The sequence below is a fragment of the Anabaena sp. CCY 9910 genome, from assembly GCF_963920875.1.
Taxonomy (GTDB): Bacteria; Cyanobacteriota; Cyanobacteriia; order Cyanobacteriales; family Nostocaceae; genus Trichormus; species Trichormus variabilis.
Map to the genome: position 1 here is coordinate 1 of NZ_CAWUDJ010000049.1, position 20,850 is coordinate 20,850.

Annotated in this window: 15 protein-coding genes and 1 pseudogene; 12 read left to right on the plus strand and 4 right to left on the minus strand. The window is 41.8% G+C overall.

Annotation, left to right across the window (positions count from 1 at the left end; genetic code table 11):
* The 8 genes and pseudogenes from ACM5QX_RS25260 to mtnA all read left to right on the plus strand — a co-directional run.
* Nucleotides 1-82, plus strand: a pseudogene (locus ACM5QX_RS25260) (photosystem II protein D1); the annotation flags it as partial.
* Nucleotides 83-282: 200 nt separating this feature from the next.
* Nucleotides 283-432 (plus strand): hypothetical protein, encoded by a 150-nt coding sequence (locus ACM5QX_RS25265; protein ID WP_414756042.1) that lies wholly within the window; start codon nt 283-285, stop codon nt 430-432.
* Nucleotides 433-1,272: 840 nt separating this feature from the next.
* On the plus strand, nt 1,273-1,458 hold the full coding sequence (locus ACM5QX_RS25270) for a hypothetical protein (protein WP_041456303.1): 186 nt from the start codon (nt 1,273-1,275) through the stop codon (nt 1,456-1,458).
* A 330-nt stretch (nt 1,459-1,788) separates the two neighbouring features.
* On the plus strand, nt 1,789-2,298 hold the full coding sequence (locus ACM5QX_RS25275) for an inorganic diphosphatase (protein WP_190567359.1): 510 nt from the start codon (nt 1,789-1,791) through the stop codon (nt 2,296-2,298).
* A 178-nt stretch (nt 2,299-2,476) separates the two neighbouring features.
* On the plus strand, nt 2,477-2,860 hold the full coding sequence (gene panD, locus ACM5QX_RS25280; RefSeq protein ID WP_010997719.1) for an aspartate 1-decarboxylase: 384 nt from the start codon (nt 2,477-2,479) through the stop codon (nt 2,858-2,860).
* A gap of 11 nt (nt 2,861-2,871) precedes the next feature.
* Nucleotides 2,872-3,771: an MBL fold metallo-hydrolase gene (locus tag ACM5QX_RS25285; RefSeq protein ID WP_011320262.1), complete on the plus strand. Its 900-nt coding sequence runs from the start codon at nt 2,872-2,874 to the stop codon at nt 3,769-3,771.
* Between the two features lie 125 nt (nt 3,772-3,896).
* Entirely contained in the window at nt 3,897-5,942 is a 2,046-nt protein-coding gene (locus ACM5QX_RS25290) for a cation:proton antiporter (protein WP_414756064.1), read from the plus strand.
* A 72-nt stretch (nt 5,943-6,014) separates the two neighbouring features.
* Nucleotides 6,015-7,058: an S-methyl-5-thioribose-1-phosphate isomerase gene (gene mtnA / locus ACM5QX_RS25295; RefSeq protein ID WP_414756043.1), complete on the plus strand. Its 1,044-nt coding sequence runs from the start codon at nt 6,015-6,017 to the stop codon at nt 7,056-7,058.
* A gap of 77 nt (nt 7,059-7,135) precedes the next feature.
* Here the strand turns inward: mtnA and ACM5QX_RS25300 are convergent, their stop codons facing one another.
* On the minus strand, nt 7,136-8,185 hold the full coding sequence (locus tag ACM5QX_RS25300; protein ID WP_414756044.1) for an L-histidine N(alpha)-methyltransferase: 1,050 nt from the start codon (nt 8,183-8,185) through the stop codon (nt 7,136-7,138).
* Between the two features lie 491 nt (nt 8,186-8,676).
* Here ACM5QX_RS25300 and ACM5QX_RS25305 point away from each other — a divergent pair, with 491 nt between their 5' ends.
* On the plus strand, nt 8,677-10,041 hold the full coding sequence (locus tag ACM5QX_RS25305) for an ATP-binding protein (protein ID WP_414756045.1): 1,365 nt from the start codon (nt 8,677-8,679) through the stop codon (nt 10,039-10,041).
* Between the two features lie 315 nt (nt 10,042-10,356).
* Nucleotides 10,357-12,345 carry an ATP-binding protein gene (locus ACM5QX_RS25310; RefSeq protein WP_414756046.1) on the plus strand — a complete coding sequence of 663 codons (1,989 nt, stop codon included), beginning with the start codon at nt 10,357-10,359 and terminating at the stop codon, nt 12,343-12,345.
* Here the strand turns inward: ACM5QX_RS25310 and ACM5QX_RS25315 are convergent.
* Together ACM5QX_RS25315 and mnmG are read right to left on the minus strand one after the other, a co-directional pair.
* Nucleotides 12,340-13,722 (minus strand): hypothetical protein, encoded by a 1,383-nt coding sequence (locus tag ACM5QX_RS25315; protein ID WP_414756047.1) that lies wholly within the window; start codon nt 13,720-13,722, stop codon nt 12,340-12,342. The genes ACM5QX_RS25310 and ACM5QX_RS25315 overlap by 6 nt on opposite strands.
* A 330-nt stretch (nt 13,723-14,052) precedes the next feature.
* Complete coding sequence (gene mnmG / locus ACM5QX_RS25320; protein WP_414756048.1) at nt 14,053-15,975, minus strand: tRNA uridine-5-carboxymethylaminomethyl(34) synthesis enzyme MnmG; 1,923 nt, start codon at nt 15,973-15,975, stop codon at nt 14,053-14,055.
* Nucleotides 15,976-16,218: 243 nt separating this feature from the next.
* Between mnmG and ACM5QX_RS25325 the strand changes: the two genes are divergently transcribed.
* A complete protein-coding gene (locus tag ACM5QX_RS25325) occupies nt 16,219-17,061 on the plus strand; it encodes a D-alanyl-D-alanine carboxypeptidase family protein (protein ID WP_414756049.1) in 843 nt (280 codons plus the stop codon).
* 124 nt (nt 17,062-17,185) lie between these two features.
* Here the strand turns inward: ACM5QX_RS25325 and ACM5QX_RS25330 are convergent, their stop codons facing one another.
* The gene (locus ACM5QX_RS25330; protein WP_414756050.1) at nt 17,186-17,743 is read right to left on the minus strand and encodes a hypothetical protein; all 558 of its coding nucleotides are present in this window, start codon (nt 17,741-17,743) and stop codon (nt 17,186-17,188) included.
* Nucleotides 17,744-18,044: 301 nt separating this feature from the next.
* On the opposite strand from ACM5QX_RS25330, the gene ACM5QX_RS25335 reads away from it, so the two are divergent.
* Nucleotides 18,045-20,570, plus strand: a complete 2,526-nt coding sequence (locus ACM5QX_RS25335) for a cyclic nucleotide-binding domain-containing protein (protein WP_414756051.1) — start codon at nt 18,045-18,047, stop codon at nt 20,568-20,570.
* Nucleotides 20,571-20,850 lie beyond the last annotated feature (280 nt).

Below are 20,850 nucleotides of genomic sequence, written 5' to 3' on the forward strand. Positions count from 1 at the left end.
TAACGCTCACAACTTCCCCTTAGACTTGGCTGCTGGTGAAGTTGCTCCTGTTGCTATCAGCGCTCCTGCTATCAACGGTTAATTCTGAAGTCCTAACTCAACAAAAAAGCGTCTCCTTAACCGGGGGCGCTTTTTTGCTTTAAATATTCCTTATTTTAGCGCCACGCCAGTAGGGTGCGTCAGTTGCCAAACATCTGTTGACAATCCCTTCTTTTTTCAAATTAGTATCAACTCTGACGCACCCTAAAAACGTTCCAATTGCGTAAGTCCTAGTATTAACACTTGCCTACTCCACATTACAATGGTGCGATCGCTGTGGTTATACCGTTTCTTTGTAAAGCTGCGTCAGATTTTAGCCTTTTTAACGCGGAGAGAAGCCGGAGCGGCGGCTATCCTTCGGGAGCGCCAAGAGCGAACGAACCACCGACCTGAACTTCTCCCTCCTAACGGAGACGCTACGCGAACGATGGTAAGCCTGTGGTGAACACGGTGAACCAGCGCTGCGGGACAGGCGACTGGTGAACCCAAAGGGAGGCACGCAGATATATTCTCGTGATGAATCCCTCAATTGACGGTTGGTAGGGTGGATCAGTATGAATATTTTTTTATCTGGAAGTCCCTTATATCTACCTATATATAGATTGACGAATCTAAGGTCATATTGATTAGAATGAGTGCCTATAGTAAAGGTAATGAAAATAAAAAATAACTGACACACTCAGCACATTCACAATTTATGTGTATTTTTTCGGGATGTAATTTTGGCAATCAAAATTATGATCCATCTAATTGCTTATATTTTCTTATATCTTTAGCTTTGTATTTATTCAGTGGGTAAAAGTGTATTTATATCTTCAGTAATATTTCGTATTTTTAATGGCTATTTCCAACAGAATAAATTGCCAGAAAAACCTTAAATAAAGTATTTCAAGATGTTACATTATTGACGAATTTATATTATTGCGGTTAATAATTAGTATGTATAGATGTCAAACAAAAAAATTTCAATACTTGCCTCTTAACCCGAAGTTAACCAATGACAACCAATTATATCTAGGAACCATAACAAATCAACGACTAGAATAAATGGAAAATCTTTACCATCAACTTTGTAACAAAATCAGCAAGTTAAAAATGACAATTATGATACCTGCCAAATTAGCTCATGTTTTCAAAAGCTACACATTTGACAGTAGAAAATAGCTAAAATAGTATAGAAACTCTCACCAAGAGAGCAAAATTACCAGAAATTTGATTGACTTTAAACTTTGTATGAATTCAGATAGCCAGTCTGCCAGTCCTTCCGACACGTACTCCCATCGTTTGGCAGATATTGTGGGAACAATAATCGCTTTAGTAACTCTAACCCTACCTGTGTTCGTGATTGGACACTATTCAGGTGATGTCTCGAATAATCAGCAACCCATGACTTATCAATCCCAACAAGGGGAGGATTAAATACTGCTGCATGATGAGATTTCATCAGCAAAGAGCCGCAAATTTGGGTATCATTCGCCCGATTGTAGCAAATCTGCGCTCTAAGCTTAAATTTGAGTAATATATACTCAAATTTAAGGAAAAGCTTCTTTTCAGTAGATAGAAATATCTTGAATAACTCTAGCTGCGTTGTGATATTTTTCCACAGCGCTTTTTTTCATAGGAAGCAGGGGGAAGAATATCTGACTCAGCACTTAGATAAATACTTTGGGAAGAAGTCCATCTTGGCCATAAAATTCTACACGGGGAGTATGTCCCCAATGCACTTAATAGTTAAGACAGGAGTTTTTTGTGGACTTATCCCGTATTCCAGCACAACCCAAACCAGGTGTCATCAATATTCTGATTGAAATTGCTGGTGGTAGTCAAAATAAATACGAATTTGATAAAGACTTGGAAGCCTTTGCTCTAGACCGAGTATTGTATTCTTCGGTTAAGTATCCTTATGATTATGGCTTTGTCCCAAATACCTTAGCTGATGATGGCGATCCCCTGGATGGTATGGTAATTATTGATGAGCCAACCTTTCCTGGTTGTGTCATCGCGGCCAGACCAATTGGCTTTTTGGAAATGATTGACGGTGGCGATCGCGATGAGAAAATTTTGGCAGTACCTGACAAAGACCCCCGCTACGCTCACGTAAAATCTTTGAATGACGTAGCTCCACATCGCTTGGAGGAAATAGCTGAGTTTTTCCGTAGTTACAAAAATTTAGAAAAAAAAGTAACTCAAATCCTCGGTTGGCAAGATGTTGATCAAGTGAAAGCTCTAGTTGACAAATCCATTAAAGCTTACAAGTAATAATGGGGTGTGGGGTGTGGGAAAAGTTAGGAATTGGGGCAGGAAGTAGGGAGCAGAGGCGAGAACTTACTTAAAGATTTTTCTGCTTTCCCCCTACCCTCTGCCCCCCTGCTGCTTCTCCTACCCCTTACTACTCAATTAACTAAGTGCAACAATTGCTGGAGAAATTTTAACCAAAATGCAACGTACCCTCCTTTTGGCAAAAATTCATAATTGCACCCTCACTGGGGCGAACATCAATTATGTGGGTAGTATTAGCATCGATCAAATCTTATTGGACAAATCTGGCATCTTGCCTTATGAACAAGTGCAAGTAGTGAATAATGCAAATGGACAACGTTTCATTACTTATGCGATCCCGGCTCCAGCGCATTCGGGAATTATTGAATTAAATGGGGCTGCCGCCCGTCTAGGCATTATAGGCGATCGCGTGATTATAATGACTTACGGGCAGTTTACATCTGAGGAGTTAAAAAGTTACACTCCAACGGTAGTCATTGTAGATGAAAAAAACCGACCTTTAGAAGTGCGGCGCTACGATGACCTGCTCAGTCAGGTCTAAATTCAAATAAAATGACAAATCTTGAGCTGTCAGGTTCCCAAAGCTACCTAAATGATGAGTCTACTGCTAACCTAAGTAGTCTCGCTGGTAAATTTATCGTGCAGTTCTGGGGGGTTAGGGGATTAATTCCCACCCCAAGCAGTAATACTAGCCGTTATGGGGGTAATACTGCTTGTGTAGAAATGCAGGTGGCTGGTAAACGCCTAATTTTTGATGGTGGTACGGGTTTACGGATATTGGGTAAAGCTTGGCAGCACTTACAACAGCCGCTAGAAGCCCATTTATTTTTTACCAATTCTCAATCAAACCGTATCCAAGGGTTTCCCTTCTTTGCTCCTGCATTTATTGCCGGAAATTGCTTTCACATTTACGGTGGGGCTGCGTCTAATGGAGCTTCGATTAAACAATCCTTGTGTGATCAAATGCTCCAACCACATTTTCCTTATCCGTTACAGGTAATGCAGTCGGAGTTGCAGTTTTACCACTTGACTCCTGATAGTGAATTGAAGTTGGATGATGTCACTATTAGAACAGCATTAATTAATCAAACCCAGCGTTCAATTGGCTATCGTGTTACATGGCAAGAATATAGCGTCGCCTATGTCACGGATTTAAATATGAGTGCTGAACAAGGTGAAAGAGAACAAGTTTTGCAAATTATTCAAGATGTTGATTTGTTGATTGCTAACGCTACCTATACACCGCCAACATCTCATGAACATGAGTCGGCTGAGTTACTCTGGCAAGCGGCTGTAGAAATGGCTCAGAAGGCAGGGGTACGCAAGTTAATTATCTCCCACCATCACCCAGACGATCATGATGATTTTCTGGATCAGGTGGAAAAGGAAGTTCAGTCTACCTTTTCTAACGCTTCACTAGCTTGTGAAGGTTTGGTTTTACCGGTTTTTTAAAGAAATTTCCGGGTAATTTCACCAAGGCTGTAAAATCTATATCTAACAATAGTGCCAATTTGATGGGAGTTTTGAGAAGGTACTAATATTTGAGTCAATGCAAATATAGTGCTGTAAAAACATCCATGATATTAGATGCGATCGCTATTTCTTGGCAAAGTGTAATTAATTATTCATTAGCTTCCGTATTATCCACACCTATTAAAGACCCGGTACCAGTTTTCTTGATGATTTTGGGGATTATGTTAGTCGCTCCCCTACTATTTGAGAAGATTCGACTACCTGGGATTGTGGGATTAATTCTCGCAGGGGTAGTAGTCGGCCCTAATGGATTGGGATTATTAGCACGAGATAATACTATTGTGCTTTTAGGCACGGTGGGTTTACTATTCTTGATGTTTATGGCTGGGCTGGAAACTAGCCTGGATGATCTGAAATATAACGCAGATAAGGCAGTCATTTTTGGACTAGCTACCTTTGCAATCCCAATGGCTTTGGGAACTGGAGCCATGATGGCAATTGGCTATACTTTTTTACCTGCAATTCTGGTAGCTTCTTGTTTCGCTTCTCATACTTTACTCGCCTTACCCATTGCCAGCAAATTGGGCATTATGCGTTCTCAAGTTTTGACGACGACTCTCGGTGGTACGCTCATTACAAATATTTTGGCGCTTTTGGTTTTAGCGGTGGTAGTCAGGGCGCATCAAGGGAATTTAACTCTTAGTTTTTGGTTATTCCTGATTCCGGCGTTAATTATTTACACCTTTCTCACTTTGTGGGGTGTGCCACATATCGGACGCTGGTTTTTTCAAAGGTTTGGACATGATGAAGGAGCTGAGTTTACATTTGTTTTGGCTACCCTGTTTGTAGTTTCTTATGGGGCAGAATTAGTCCAAATTGAGCCAATTATAGGGGCTTTTTTGGCAGGAGTGGCCATTACTCAATTGATCCCTCAACTTAGCCCGTTGATGAACCGGATTCAATTTATCGGTAATACCCTGTTTGTCCCGTTCTTCTTAATTTCTGTGGGGATGTTGGTTAATCCTTTGATTTTGGTGCAAGAACCGCGATCGCTGGTAGTATCTGGTGTGATGGTGGCTGTGGCTATTGTTGCCAAATTTCTTCCCGCTTGGGGTTCTGGTAAGTTATTTGGCATGAACTTTAACAACATCATGGTGATGTTTGGGTTATCAGTGGCGCAAGCTGCCTCGACTTTGGCCGCCATCACAGTGGCTTATAATATCAAGCTCGTAGACCAACTAACAGTTAATGGCACGATCGCCATGATTTTAGTTACCTGTATTGCTTCTCCTTGGGTAACAGCGAAATGGGGCAGAAATCTCAAACCAGAAGCCGATAGTATTCAAACGCGTCCAGGTGGTAGTATAGGCGATCGCGTTTTAGTTCCAGTGGCTAACCCCAACACCGAAGATAATCTACTCCAGTTGGCAATTATCCTGACTAAATCTGCCTCTGGTACTTTGTTACCACTCCATATTTTACTAGAAGAAAATAACCCAATTTCCCCAGATGCTAAAGCCAAACAAAGCCAACTCCTATCCACCGCAGAAATGATTGCCCATGCGGCGGTTGTGAATGTTACCCCCATCGGCAGGATTGACGAATCCATTGACAAAGGTATTGCCCGTGTAGCCGAAGAAAAGCAAGCGAGTGCGATTATCTGCGGTTGGAAAGGCTACTCTACCTATCAAGAAAATCTATTTGGTGGTGTCATTGATAAAATTGTTCAGCGTAGTTTTATCCCCGTTTTAGTATCCCGCTTCCCATTACCAATTGAACACACAAATCGAGTATTTTTAGCTTTTACCGCCCAACAAGCCCAAGCCAGCACCTTTGGACAAAGTATTGAATTAGCCAAGGCTTTAGCCACAGAATTGAAAGCCTCTCTCCAACTTTTACAAGTAGTAGCACTGCGAGGAGAAGCCATTGAGATAGCTGATACTGGACTACCAGCCGACACACCAATTCAGAAAGTAAGAGGTAACTTTGTCCGCCAAGTTTCTCGGTTACTCAAAACCAACGATTTACTATTACTGAATGGGACTGTGGAGAACAAAACTCAACTATTTGCCCTATTTGGTAATGCACCAGAAGCGATCGCCCGTAATCATCCCAAAGTAGCCATAATCATCGCCTACTTTCCACAGTAGAAACTGGGGACTGGGGAGATAGGGGAGATAAGGTATATTATATTCCCAATCCCCAATCCCCAATCCCCATCTATGATTTACCCCGTTATCTGGCAAAATAATTGTGTCTTACTAATTGACCAAACTCGTTTACCCAATGAGTATGCAGTTGTAGAGATTCACCGTAGTGAAGATATGGCGCGGGCAATTCAAACTATGATTGTTCGGGGTGCGCCTGCGATTGGTGTGGCTGCGGCTTATGGGATGTATTTGGGGGCGAGGGAAATTGAGACAAGCGAACGCCAGGAGTTTCTGCAAAAATTAGAAAAAGTGGCACAGTTGTTACGGGCTACCCGTCCTACGGCGGTAAATTTATTTTGGGCAATTAGTCGGATGCTGAAAACTGCCTATGAGACTTTAGGAACAGTCGCCCAAATTAAAGAAAATCTCTTACAAACTGCCCAAGCCATCAATGCAGAAGACTTGCAAACTTGTCAGGCGATCGGTGATCATGGCTTGGCTATCTTACCCAAAACCCCAACAAAGCTGACATTGCTCACCCATTGTAATGCAGGTGCTTTAGCTACTGCTGGTTATGGTACAGCTTTGGGGGTTGTCCGTTCAGCTTGGCGAGAAGGGCGTTTAGAAAGGTTGTTTGCTGATGAAACCCGTCCGCGTCTGCAAGGTGCAAAACTCACCACCTGGGAATGTGTACAAGAAGGTATTCCCGTCACCCTAATTACCGATAATATGGCAGCCCATTGTATGAAGCAGGGTTTAATTGATGCTGTTGTTGTGGGTGCGGATCGAATTGCGGCTAATGGTGATGCTGCCAATAAAATCGGCACTTATAGTTTAGCTATAGTAGCCAAAGCACATAATATTCCTTTCTTTGTGGCTGCGCCTGTTTCTACAATTGATTTTGAATTAACTGATGGTAGTCAAATTCCCATTGAAGAACGCAACCCAGTAGAAATTTATCAAGTCGGCGATACTACTTTGACACCTCCAGGCGTAGAATTCTACAATCCTGCATTTGATGTCACCCCAGCCGAGTTAATTACAGCCATCATCACTGAGAATGGTGCTTTTGCTCCTTGTGATTTAACTAAATCTTCAAAACAAGCGGTGGTTTAGTGAAGAAGACGCGATTCATCGCGTCTCTACAAATGGTTAATTGGTATTATTTATTCCTGTTTTTGAATTTTGAATTGTTATTTACTGGCTGTCTCACAAATTACCATGAGATGTGATGAATATTTATTAGTACTGTAATGTACGAGTTTTAGCCCAGCTTGTTCGATTTCTTGTATGAGGGTGGGTATTTCAAACTTATGATGTCGCCAAATAGTAATTTCCTCACCCGCAGATATTTCTAAACTCTTATCTATTCCTAAATAACTAAAATTAATTGTGTAATTTTGCCGTAATTTTAGGTTAGCAACTATACTGTCTTTTGCTGGATCATATCTTCTTACCAGTTCACAATCTTCTGCTTCCATCCCCAGGTTGTTTGTCAGCCATCCATACACTTGATCTGCATGATATTTACAACCACCTCTAGCTATGCCATCCCATTGAGAATTAGAACCAATCTCATTTGTAAAGACCAGTAAATCATTTTGTGCCATACTGTCTCGAAAATTTTGGAATACTTGATGTCTGTCGTGATGGTTGGCGATTGTGACACCTAGATGTAAAAATATATTAGCTGTATTTTCGAGTTGATTTTTGAATATATTTTCTGGAATTTTATTATTTTCTATATCGATTGCATAATTTGTATAGTCAATTAAAGGAAACCATTTTTTAAAATTCTTACTAGAGACCTTGAGTAATTCATCACTAATATCTAAGGCGATATATTTATCAATTTTATCTATTTTCTGAAGTCTACTAATAAATGCTTTTACTGGATATGAGTTACCTGCACCCACATCTATAATATTAACTTTCTCGCATTGCTGATAATCACCATTTAAATATGCAAAATTACTTTTTAATAAATCAATCTCTACATTTGATGTTCGATACCATGTAGGGACGATATATTTTAGATAAAAACTATCCCATATTTTTGCACCTTGTCCTTTGTATGAATACTTCAGAGGTATTTCTCGCCTGGATTCTAGGGCTTGAACTATACCTAAAACTTCTGCTTCTGAAAAAACTGTGTAGAACTCGGAACTAGGCTTGGCTGTACGAAATATAGGAACTTGATTAGGAGAGTTGATATTTGAATCAATAGGCAATTTTTGAGCCATTATTTTATCTTCCGCTTACTTATAAACAGCAAATTTACACAAATAAAATTATCTCATATAGGACTAATATTTGATTTATGAATTATAGGTATAATGGGTACTTTGGTGGGCAATGCCCACCCTACAGATGCTTAGATTTTTATGCACAAGCTCAGGCTATGCCAACAATAATCAAAGCAGATTCCTATATTTTTGTTGATGAAGAGAATTAAATTGATTATTTAGCATTGAAATAGCATTTTATTTCATTTGATTTAATCGGTTTTAATGCTGAGTTTTTTTGAAAATCTAGCATTTAAATTCATCAAGACTGCTACATTATAAGACATTGTTTTACAAGTACTACATTGCTTAATAAAATATTGACAGAAGAATCAATGGTTCACCCGATTGGGTGAATGCGATCGCTCCAGTAGGAATTAACCTGAAGTAAGAAGCAGCCAAAGTGCGATTAAAAATCAGATCCAGGGCATCCAAACTCTGCAAAAACCGTGAAAGTAGCTATGATCATTGTTAACTGTAATTCGTTTGCTGGTACATCAAAGGCACAGAGAGTGGATGAAACTGTAAAAGCACGACATCAACAAGATCAACAACAGCTAATTAATCGCTTGCAGGCTACTGAAGCACAATATCAAGCTATATTAAATGCTATTCCTGATTTTATCTTTCGCCTCAGCCGTGATGGTAATTTTTTATCTTTGAACGGAGAAGTTGCAAATCTCCCCTGCCCTGGGGAAGAGTTCACTGGTAAAAATATCCAAAATGTCTTACCAACTGATATTGCTACGATGATTCAAGGAATCATTACTAAAACTTTGGATACAGGAACTTTGCAGACTTGCGAATATCAGTTACCAACACCTCTAGAAATCCGAGATTATGAGGCACGTTTGGTAGTGAGTGGGACGGATGAAGTCTTAGCTATTGTTAGAGATATCACAGAACGGAAACAAACAGAAGCCAAGTTACTGCTGACATATCAGGAACTGGCAGACCTTAACACCAATTTAGAACATCAGGTAGAAGAACGCACCGCCGAATTACAACAAAAAATGCGGGAATTAGAAGAAATTCAACGGATAAAAAATGTTGTACTGCATACCGTAGCCCATGATTTACGTACTTCGGTGATTGGTAATCTGATGGTGTTAGAGAATTTAGGAATGGGGAGTAGCGAGTGGAAAGTAGGAAATAGGGAAAATAGGGGAAACAGTGAACATGAACTAGAAGAAAGTACGATTCCCAATCCCCAGTACCCAATCCCCAATCCCCAATCCCTCATTTCCGTGCCACGTTCTACTATCGATCGCATGATTCAAGGTAATAATCGGCAATTGGGAATGCTAGACTCGCTGTTAGAAATCCACTCCTGTGAGGAAAAAGAATTAACCCTACATCGGGAACTCGTTCCATTTAGGGGACTACTGGAAAATATCATCACAGACTTACAACCACTGTTAAGAGAAAATCAGGCAACGTGCAAGAACTTACTTCCTGAGGGCTTACCTTTGGTAATGGTTGATCAAACTCGGTTTGAAAAAGTTGTGATGAGTTTGTTTAGTTATAGTTTGCAACACAATCCCCCAGGGTTGGAATTTACTGTCAAAACCACAGTAGAAGATGGCATGATTCGGACTCTTATTCAAGACAATGGTATCACAATGAATAAGTCAGAGTGCGATCGCCTCTTCGATCTACAAATCCGTGATCCCCAAGCCCCCTGTTCCACAGCAATTTGCTTAAAAATGTACCTGTGTCAGCAATTTATTCAAGCACATGGAGGAAAAATTGGTGCCACGAGTAATCCTCGGCAAGGATTAACTTTCTGGTTTACACTGCCTTCAAGTAGTTAAAAATATATTCCATGACCCCATTAAAATTTCTCAGGGAACACCAAAAAATAAATTATTCCAAAGTGACGTTTAGTAGGGTGCGTCAGTGAGAGAAAACCTAACTGTACAAAGAAAGTATTCATACTGACGCACCCTCTATTGTGGATATTTTTTTATCTGTAAGTCCCAAAGGCGCGTCTAAATTGCATAACTACTAATAAGGTCTGTCAACTGCCTTAACGATAGATTGTTCAACTTAAAAGCAGAATAGCTTATTATAACAGTCTGGAAATAGGAAACACCTACAATCGTATAGGTGAAGTTAGTAAGGCTCTCATGACTACCTTTTTGATCAAATTGCAGAGGTTGTGGAGAAAGACTCTGTCTGCACTCACCTTAGATGAAATCACCACTGTTTACCAAAATCTTTCTCAACAACAGGAATGGCTGATAAATAGGCAACATTTTTTATGGCAGAGGCTACACCTGTGGTTATGGCTAGTACTAGGTTGTCTATTGACATTTACCCTCAGAAATGTATATGACCTATTTTTTCCCCTCCGGGAGTTAAAGGCACTACCCCAGGTTTTGAGAACTCAAGGGCTAATGATCAATGCGGCTATGTTGTTAAGTCTGCTGGTTTGTTTTACTCTGCATAAAACGCGGTTCGGTCATCGCCATCCAGGTGTTTTATTTTTAGGCTCATCTTGGTCGCTGAGTTTAGCATCACAGTTATTTGCCACCCTCAAAGGTTTTGCCTTACCCGATACCCTTGGTTGGTCATTGCTATTTTTAAGTCAAGCTACACTCATGCCTGTGCGCTGGACTCTGCATTTAGTTTGTCAGGTAGGAATTTTAGTTTACTATTTTGGTGTGAACACAGCTTTGAGGCTCAGTACTCCTGCCCCCTACCATCCAGAAATATATAACGTTACGTTTATTCTCTACATCCTTTGGTTTTGTATTATATGTGATTTGGGAGTTTACTTATACGATCGCCTGCAACGCTCCGAATTTTACGCCCGCAAAGAACTGGAGTCAGCCAATAATAAATTACGGCTAGCAGAAGCTAAATATCGCAGTATCTTTGAAAATGCCATTGAAGGTATTTTTCAAAGCAGCCCTGATGGACGTTACATTACAGCAAATCCTGCTTTAGCACGTATTTATGGTTACACTTCTCCCGAAGAAGTAACAGAAAATTTTACAGATATTGAGCATCAATTATACGTTGACCCTAAACGCCGAGCCGAATTTGTCCGGTTGATGGAAGAGTCTGGATTAGCCCCGGAATTTGAGTCACAGATTTATCGTCAAGATGGCAGCGTTGTCTGGATTTCCGAAAAAGCCTACGCCGTTCGTGACGAACAAGGAAATCTCCTTTACTATGAGGGGTTGGTTGAAGATATTACCCAACGCAAGCAAGCCCAAGAATCACTGAGAGTCTTTTTCCATGCTGTGTCCCATGACTTACGTAACCCAGTTTTAGGGACTTTGATGGTGTTGAGGAATTTACTTAATGACGAGGCAGGGGGGAAGGTGCAGGGGGCAGGGGGTAGGGGGCAGGGGGTAGGGGAAGCAGGGGAGGCAGGGGAGGCAGGGGAGGCAGGGGAAGCAGAGGGAGAACTTACTTCAAGATTTTCGCCCAATCCCCATTACCCCTTATCCCCAGAGGGGGCCCCACCTTCCCCAATCCCCAATCCCCAATCCCCAATCCCCAGTCCCCAATCCCCAGTCCCCGTACCTCGCTCAATTTTAGAGCGAATGGTGCAAAGTAGCGATCGCCAACTCAATCTGATTAACTCTTTATTAGAAGCTCATATTGGTGAGGTGCAGGGTTTAAGCTTGCAATGTCAGCCTGTACAATTACAGATGGTGGTAGAAGCAGCGATCGCAGATTTAGAACCCATGTTGGTAGATAATCAAGCCACTTTGATAAATTTAGTCACCGCAGATTTACCATTAGTAAATGCCGATCCTACGCAAGTATGGCGAGTGTTTTCCAACTTAATCGTCAACGCCATCAAGCATAATCCCCCTGGATTACACGTAACAATCAATGCTATTCCCCAAGATGGCGAGATTTACTGCACTGTCAATGATAACGGTGTAGGGATTAGTCAACAACAGAGCGATCGGTTATTTGACCTTTATTTTCGGGGTGGTAGTATTCGCAATTCCTTGGGTTTAGGCTTGGGTTTATACCTATGTAAGCAAATCATTAATGCTCACGGCGGTGAAATTGGGGTAAAAAGTGGTTTAGAGAAAGGGGCTACATTCTGGTTTACGTTGCCCATGACATCAAATCAGGTTAACCAATTATAGTTTCTGCCCAGCATAGATTGATCGCACTTCACCATTACGCCGGACTATAGCTTCACCATTATTGACATCAACTAAAGTCCAACCACTAGCACCAATAGTTTCACCAATGCTGACACGGCGGCTAGTACCATTAACTTGAAATAAGGCGACAGATTTATTTCCCAATTCTAATAAGCCTTCTAAGGTGTGGATAGGGGCTGGTGCAGGAGCATTCACGGTGAGTGATGCCACAGGTACTGCTTCCCCACCGGTGTTAGGCTGTTTCGGTAGACTCGCACCGAATGGAACGACAGGCAGGTTTGGCAGTAATTTAGGTGCTGGTTGGATGTTAATTGGTGCGTTACGTACAGCTACAGGCTTGAGTTCTGAACGCACAGCCGAGGCTAATATATTAACGTTTGCAGGTTTGCCTGCTGGTTGCACTTGAGTTAAGGTATTTTTCACTATGTTTGGTTGACCCGTAGCCGAATTATTCGCAACTGGTGGTAAAGGTGAGCCAGGAATTACTGGTGGTGCGTAGCGCATCGGTAAGGGCGCTTGATAAACAGGAATGTAAATGCGCTCAACAACGTTAGAACGGCTAGGTGCTGGCGATGTATTATTGGCAGTGAGGGGGGATGGTAGATTACCTGACGGCGGCTGATTGTTGTTGAAAGCTGAGGCTGTGGAATTATAAGTCATCCTGCTGCCAACTTCCGAACTAGCTGGTTGCCGATTTTGGATATCTGATTTATCGATAACTGCCAGCGCTCCTAGCATATAGTTAGCTAACTCTCCCTGCACATCTGGCTGAGGAAGTAGTTGTGCTTGTCGTACATTAAGATTTGGCTGGGTGAGTTTGGAAGTGAGTAGAACTAACACACCCGATTGCACTATATATAGTACACCCGCGATCGCCACACCAAGGGTTGTCCCCACAATCAGCATTTTGCCCAAAGTTAGTTGAGTTTGCTGACGGATTTTCGTCATCTGTTTGACAGATTGAGACTCAACTACAACCTTCCCTCCCTGTCTACTAATGACGGAAGATACACTCTGTACACCTCGATTGAGTGAGTTGGGTAAAACAATTTGCGGCACATCTAGGGTTTGCAAATGCTCATATTCTAAAGTTTGGTGATGGGAAGGGTTGCTGGAACTATGGAACCAATCACTGGCGGCAGTTTCATTCATCCTACTGACTGGAGATGCTTGGCGTATTTGTCTACCTCGTTGATTAGTCAGATGAGGTAGATTCACATCAAGAATTTCGTCGATATCAGCAAAAAGTTCATCCATCAAGCCATCAGCATAAAATTCTATCGACCAAGGCTCGTTAACTATTAGGTCTTCTGACGGTTCTGGAATAATGAGATGGGTGCTAACTTCTTGTAACATAAGCATTTTAGGGTAGTAGCTGCCAGGATGGGGCAACACCGCCCCTACTGCCTGGGAATCAGGATTTTTAAAATATGTGAGGACTTAAGCAATGAGACTCTTGGCTTTGGTGGGGTGTGAGGGTATGAAGGTGCAAAAACTTGGAATCACCATACCCCTATACCCCTGCACCCCTTTTCCAAATAGTTGATTTTTGTTCTCATACAAAAACCCTAATTGTATTAAATCCAACGCAAAACCGGGGATCAGTTGATGATGCCAGTTCTGAATTCTTGTCATCTATCATACCCATCCCTCCCTCTACTATACTCACCCTTGATAAAGATGAAGTTAAGGTAAAGCGGCTAATCCTGTCTGGTGCTTGGTTTGACGCAATTCTAAATAAATTAATAAGGCGTTAATGTCGGCTGGATTGACTCCACCGATTCGGGCTGCTTGACCAATGGTCATGGGTTTGACTTTATTCAGTTTTTCCCGCGCTTCTTTGGAGAGGGTTTCCACAGTTGTGTAATCCAAATCCCTTGGTAATTGGCGCTGTGCTTGACGGGCAATCTGTTCGATTTGGCTTTGTTGTCTGGCGAGATAGCCAGAGTATTTGATGTCAATTTCTGCCCCTTCTCTTTCGGCTGGGGTAAGTTCGGGGTTTCCTAACCCGTATCTATCGAGGTCTACATAATGGAAGCCAGGGCGACGCAGTAAGTCAGCCAAGGTGATTGAACCTTTAATGGCTTGTTGGGTATTAGAGGCGATCGCTTTGCCTACTTCATCATTTTCTTTTACTCTGGTAGCATACAGCCGTTCTTTCTCACCTGTAATCTGCTCCTGTTTGCGGGTAAACATTTGCCAACGACGGTCATCAATTAAGCCAATTTCCCTGCCTAAAGGAGTTAGGCGCTGGTCAGAGTTATCAGAACGTAGCAGCAAGCGATATTCGGAACGGCTGGTAAGCATCCGATAAGGTTCCCGGAGGTCTTTTGTACATAGGTCATCAACTAAAGTGCCTAAATAGCTTTGCTCACGGGGAAAAACTATCATTTCCTGATCCCGGACAAACCGCGCCGCATTAATTCCGGCTACAATGCCTTGGGCTGCGGCTTCTTCATAACCGGTTGTACCATTCACCTGTCCCGCACAAAACAAGCCAGCAACCTTCTTCGTCATCAGTGTGGGGTAACACTGAGTTGCAGGTAAGTAGTCATATTCCACAGCATAAGCTGGACGTAACATAACGCAATTTTCCAACCCAGGGAGACTACGTAGCATCTGTAGTTGCAAATTTTCCGGCAACCCTGTAGAAAACCCTTGGATATATAATTCAGGAATATCCCGTCCCTCTGGTTCAATAAAAATTTGATGGCTTTCTTTATCCACAAAGCGGACAATCTTATCTTCTATACTGGGGCAATAACGGGGGCCTTTGGCTTCTACCCAACCACCATATACAGGCGATAGGTGCAAGTTTTCTCGAATCAGGCGATGGGTTTCGGGGGTGGTGCGGGTCATGTGACAAGGTAGCTGTTCCCGTTCTACCCACACATCCGGGTCAAAACTAAACCAACGTACTTCCTCATCCCCTGGCTGGATCTGCATCTTACTGTAATCTACTGACCGCTTATCTACCCGTGCGGGTGTACCAGTCTTCAACCTACCAGTTTCAAATCCCAAACGATTTAGGGTTTCGGTTAATCCTTCAGCCGCAAACTCCCCAGCACGCCCGGCTGGCATGGATTTGTTACCTACCCAAATTTTCCCACCTAGAAATGTACCTGTGGTTAAAATTACGGCTTTACACTGGAAAGCTACACCAAAGTAGGTTTCCACACCTATCACTTCATCATTAGCACCCAGCACCAAGTCCGTCACCATACTCTCGCGGATGCTCAAGTTTTCTTGATTCTCAACAATATTTTTCATGATAGCCGCATATTCCCGCTTGTCAGTTTGGGCGCGTAATGCCCACACCGCAGGCCCTCGTGAAGAGTTGAGGATGCGCTTTTGTAGATATGTGCGGTCTGCCATCTTGCCAATTTCCCCACCCAAAGCGTCCACCTCATGGGTCAACTGGGATTTAGCAGGCCCACCCACAGCCGGATTACAGGGTTGCCACGCAATTTTATCCAAATTGAGCGTCAGTAACAAGGTACGACAGCCGAGGCGAGCAGTAGCGAGCGCCGCTTCGCAACCGGAGTGACCTGCACCGACGACAATGACATCAAAAGCGTCTTGAAATTCCACTGAATTGTGCATGGTCATACGTACAGGATTAACAAGCTGAGATTTATTCCTGATTCTAACCTAATCTATAAGACTAATATTTGATTTGTGAATCATATATTAGGGTGAGCATTGCCCAGCAAAACCCGGATATGGTGGGCAATGCCCACCCTACAGATACTATTGACTATGGACTATTGACAAAAAAGCCAGAAAATTAGTAACACTGCGTAAGTCCTATAATTATATGATTTTTTATATTTATCTACTATTGGTAATTTTATGCGGCGATTCATTAAAAGGTTAAAATTTGTTTTTGTCACCGCTTTTATGGTGCTTACACTAGTCGCTAGTAATGAAATTAATTATTTCAAAATTTCCCAGGAAAACCAAACATTAAATGCCTGTGTAATCAATAATTCCACATCTTGTTTGGAAATATATAAAAAACCGATATTACCAACACCCCTTCCTAACATTCCGCAAACTGAACAAGAACGTTTTTTATCTGCGATCGCTACTAATCTACCAGAAATTCCTCAGCCAAATAGCTATGAATATATATTGCTGCGTGCCTATGGTGCAGCTTTTGTAGATCCAGACCCAACAGTTAAATTTCCTTCTACTGTAGTTTTTAACAACGAGCAGGAGACGCAAATATTTCAAACTAATTTAACGATGGAGAAAATTACAGGCACTAGCAATTGTTACTTACAACAATCAGCAGCATCAGCTTTAAATAAAGCACGTTCTCAACAAAATATTCCTCTCAAATCTGGCTATGGTACTAGTGATTGTACTCGCAACTACGCCACCAATTTAAGATTCTGGAGAAAATATGCTAACAAATATACTTTAGATAAAGTCCGGGAAGGCAAAGAAACAGCAATTCTTGGCGTAGTTGCACCACCAGGAGCATCACAGCATCTTTGGGGTTTAGCAATCGATTTACGAGTATCTAATGCTCAACAAAGGCAAGCTCTTTATGATAATGGTTGGTTTCAAACCGTAGAAAATGACATACCACACTGGACTTATCTTGGTGTTAATGCAGATAATCTGCCAAGCTTGGGTTTAAAAAATAAAGTTGTTAGAGGAATTAGCTATTGGTTGACACCAATTTAATTATTTGAGTTAATAAAGCAATTGTTTGTTGAAGATTATATTTAGTATGTTTGTGTGGTTATAATTTCTGTGGGGTTTGGTAATTGGTAATTGGGAAAATAATTACCAATCAGACCTTATAATGCTACTGGGGACGGCCGTAATGAGCTTTACCCTTGCCATCCAGGGTTTCAAGTACCATAACTTCTTGTCCGTGGTCGTTCCTCTCTAAAGACCAACTATAGGTTTCTGTCTTGGCTGTATTGCGTCGTTGATAGGTGTTTGATGCACTACATTGCTGACCTTTGACCAGACTTTCACTTGGCTTAAAAGTCAATTGTTGACCATCTATTTTGACTTTGCCCTTTTCTTGAATAAATAGGTACGAAGCGCAACCATAAGTGTTAATTTGGAGTAATCTAGCACGCTCATAATTACCATTAGGTGCTACCTTAAAGCGATCGCTAGAACCATTTGGTTGTGCTGACTGTCCTGTATAGCGGTCTTGGTATTGGATAGATGAAATCCGACCATAAGACCATTCGCCCTGTAGTTGATTAGGTACTACTGTTTGAGCATTACTGATGCTAGGAAGAGAAACGAGTCCGGCTACAAGAGTTAAATTTAATGTACCTCTGGCAAATTTGGAAACAGTAGAATTTACAGAAATTGCTTGTTTGCTATCTATAAAATTTAAGCGCATATCAGTTTACTTGTATATGTTTTTCACGATTAGCTTTGTGAGCAGAAAATATCTCTGTTAACACATCAGCTAAAACTTGAAAACTTATGCGAGGAAATTTACTCTGGATTTCTCGTGACAAATTACAAACGTAATGCTTTGTAAATTAACGGCTGCGACTAAAAAACACCGCCGCCAGCACAATCAAACCCAAAAGCGCCAAAGGAACACCAAGATTAGGTAAATCAGATAAACTCATCAGATAGCTATTTTCAGGGATAATTCCTTTTATACAGCAAGCAGCCTGCACGGAGAACCCAGGATGACATCTCCAAACACAGTTATATGGCTACGAGAACGGACAACTTTAGGTATTCTCTCATCGATGGTGTTGGATGCGATCGCCCAAACTCTAGAAGAGCAAGTTGTACCAGCCAACAGTACTCTAGTTTCAGAAGCCACTCACCCAGAAGCACTTTATATTGTCCAAGATGGTCAACTAGAAAGTGAAACTACTAATCAAAATAGTTCCGTTTTAGCTCGTGGGTTTCTACCTGGAGCAGTCATCAATCTGCAAGAATTACTCTTAGATGAATTAACACCATGTAAAATTGTCACCCTGACAGAATCTCATGTGTGGGCGATACCTACGGCTAAGTTTCGGGACTTAATTAGCCAATACCCGGAAATTAATCAGGCTTTTTCTCGACAATTAGCCCAGGAATTAGCCCAGGTGACATCTGCGTTAACTTATGAACAAGAACGTTCTGTGGCGTTGCGTCCCTATTTAGTCACCAAAGCGCAACGGGGAATTGTCGGTACGAGTCGCTACGCTGTGCGCCTGCGAGAGCAAATTCGCGGTGCGGCTGCTGACCGCAAATCTGTAGAAATCTTTGGCGAACCAGGCTTAGAAAAAGATAATATCGCTACTCTCATTCACTTTAGTTCCCCCAAGCGACGGGAACCGATTATTAAAATCAATTGTGGGATTTTGCAGACAAGCGGTGCAGATTTATTTGGTCGCGCAGGCGGTAAACCTGGACTGTTGGAGTGGTTGGGGGAAGGTAGTTTAATTCTCAACAATATCCAAGAATTACCCCCAGAGTTATTACAGCCTGTAGCGCAGTTACTGCAAACAAATACATATACTCCCGTTTCTCGACCAGGAGAACCAGCTGCTACACCCCGTACAAGTAAAGCCCGGATTTTACTTGTGTCGGAAAAAACCGAGTCTAAGATTGAGCGTTGTGTGGGACATATTATTAAAGTACCACCGCTACGGGTAAGGAAAGCTGATATTAAAGCCCAGGTAGAATATTACACTAGTTTGTATGTGCGATCGCGTGGAGTGAAGAAACCCCATATTACCCCAGAAGCTTTACGCCGCCTACAATCTTACGATTTCCCCGGTAATCTCAAGGAGCTAAAAAACCTTGTAGAAAGGGCAATTGTCCAAGCAGGAGAACGCAGGGAATTAACCGAAGAAATATTCTGGGCGGCTGAACCTAAGAAAAAACAATTCCGGGTCAATCTTTTAAATATTTATCCAGGGTTGCGACGATTTTTACGCAGTTCTTGGTGGCCTGACAAGATTAACTATGGTTTTACGGTTGCGGCGTTTGCATTTATTGTAGGCGTTTTGTTTCTCGGCCCGCAAACACGCGATCGCAATTTTGCTTTAAATTTATTTTGGGCTTGGTGGTGGCCTCTCATCCTCTTAATTTTCCCTTTTTTCGGGCGTGTGTGGTGTGCTGTCTGTCCCTTCATGATTTACGGCGAAATCACCCAAAAACTCTCTCTGTGGCTATTCCCTCGCCAACTCAAGCGCTGGCCGCGAGAACAAGCAGAAAAATGGGGTGGATGGTTTTTATTTGGTTTATTTACCTTAATTTTCCTGTGGGAAGAACTTTGGCATTTAGAAAATACAGCCTATCTTTCCGCTTGTTTACTATTATTAATTACCTCTGGGGCAATGATTTTTTCTGCCCTGTTTGAGCGACGTTTTTGGTGTCGCTATCTTTGTCCCATCGGGGGAATGAATGGTTTGTTTGCTAAACTTTCCATGACTGAACTAAGAGCGCAGCAAGGTATCTGTTCTGCTACCTGTAATACCTATCAATGTTATAAAGGCGGCCCCGAAAAAGGCGAAGGGATGGAAACAGATGGTTGTCCTTTATATTCTCATCCAGCCCAGTTGGAAGATAACCGAGATTGTGTACTTTGTATGACTTGTCTTAAAGCTTGTCCCCATCGCTCTGTAGAGTTTAACTTGCGTCCCCCTGGCATTGAACTTTGGACAACTCATGTACCCCACAATTATGAAGTGGCTTTGTTATTTTTGCTGTTAGGGGGAATATATCTCCATCGTTTACCAGAGTTGTTAGATTGGCTAGGTTTACAACTTGATTTAACTCAATTTTGGCTACATTTGGGAATATCAATTTTGGCATTATTAATGCCATCTGCTATTATTTTATCCACCTACAGTTTAATTAAAATCTTCAATACTCGCCGTAAACCTCGACGCTTTATTGAACTTGCTTATGGTTATTTGCCATTAGTTTTAGGGGGAAATTTCGCTCACTATCTACGTTTAGGTTTAGGTGAAAGTGGCAAGATTCTCCCCGTTACTTTTGCCACCTTTGGTCTGAGTGGTGAGCAATTACCAATATTAGTAGCGCACCCAGCCGTGATTGCCTTTTTACAAGGTGCAACTCTGATTTTTTCCGTGCTGTTGACGATAGTATTGACGCAAAAAATTTCCAGACAACCATTGAGAACATTACTTTGGCAACACCTCTCAGCTATTATTTTGGGTATAAGTATGTGGATAATTATTGTTCTTTAAGTGTTGTTATTAGGACTGACGCAAACAGGTTATCTGTTGAGTCCGGGTGTAAGGGTTTCAAGCATTTATACCCTTATACCCCTACACCCCTACACCCTTGTCCAAAACCTTGATCTTTCGTTTTCATGCGTAAGTCCTAGCTATGATTTGATAAGGGAGGGAGCAGAGGGAAAATATCTGACTCAGTACCAGCTACACGCCCTACCAGTGCTAATATCACTGATCACTCAGTAATCAGTACCAATCACTCATCAATGATCACTGATCATTGTTAGTCAAC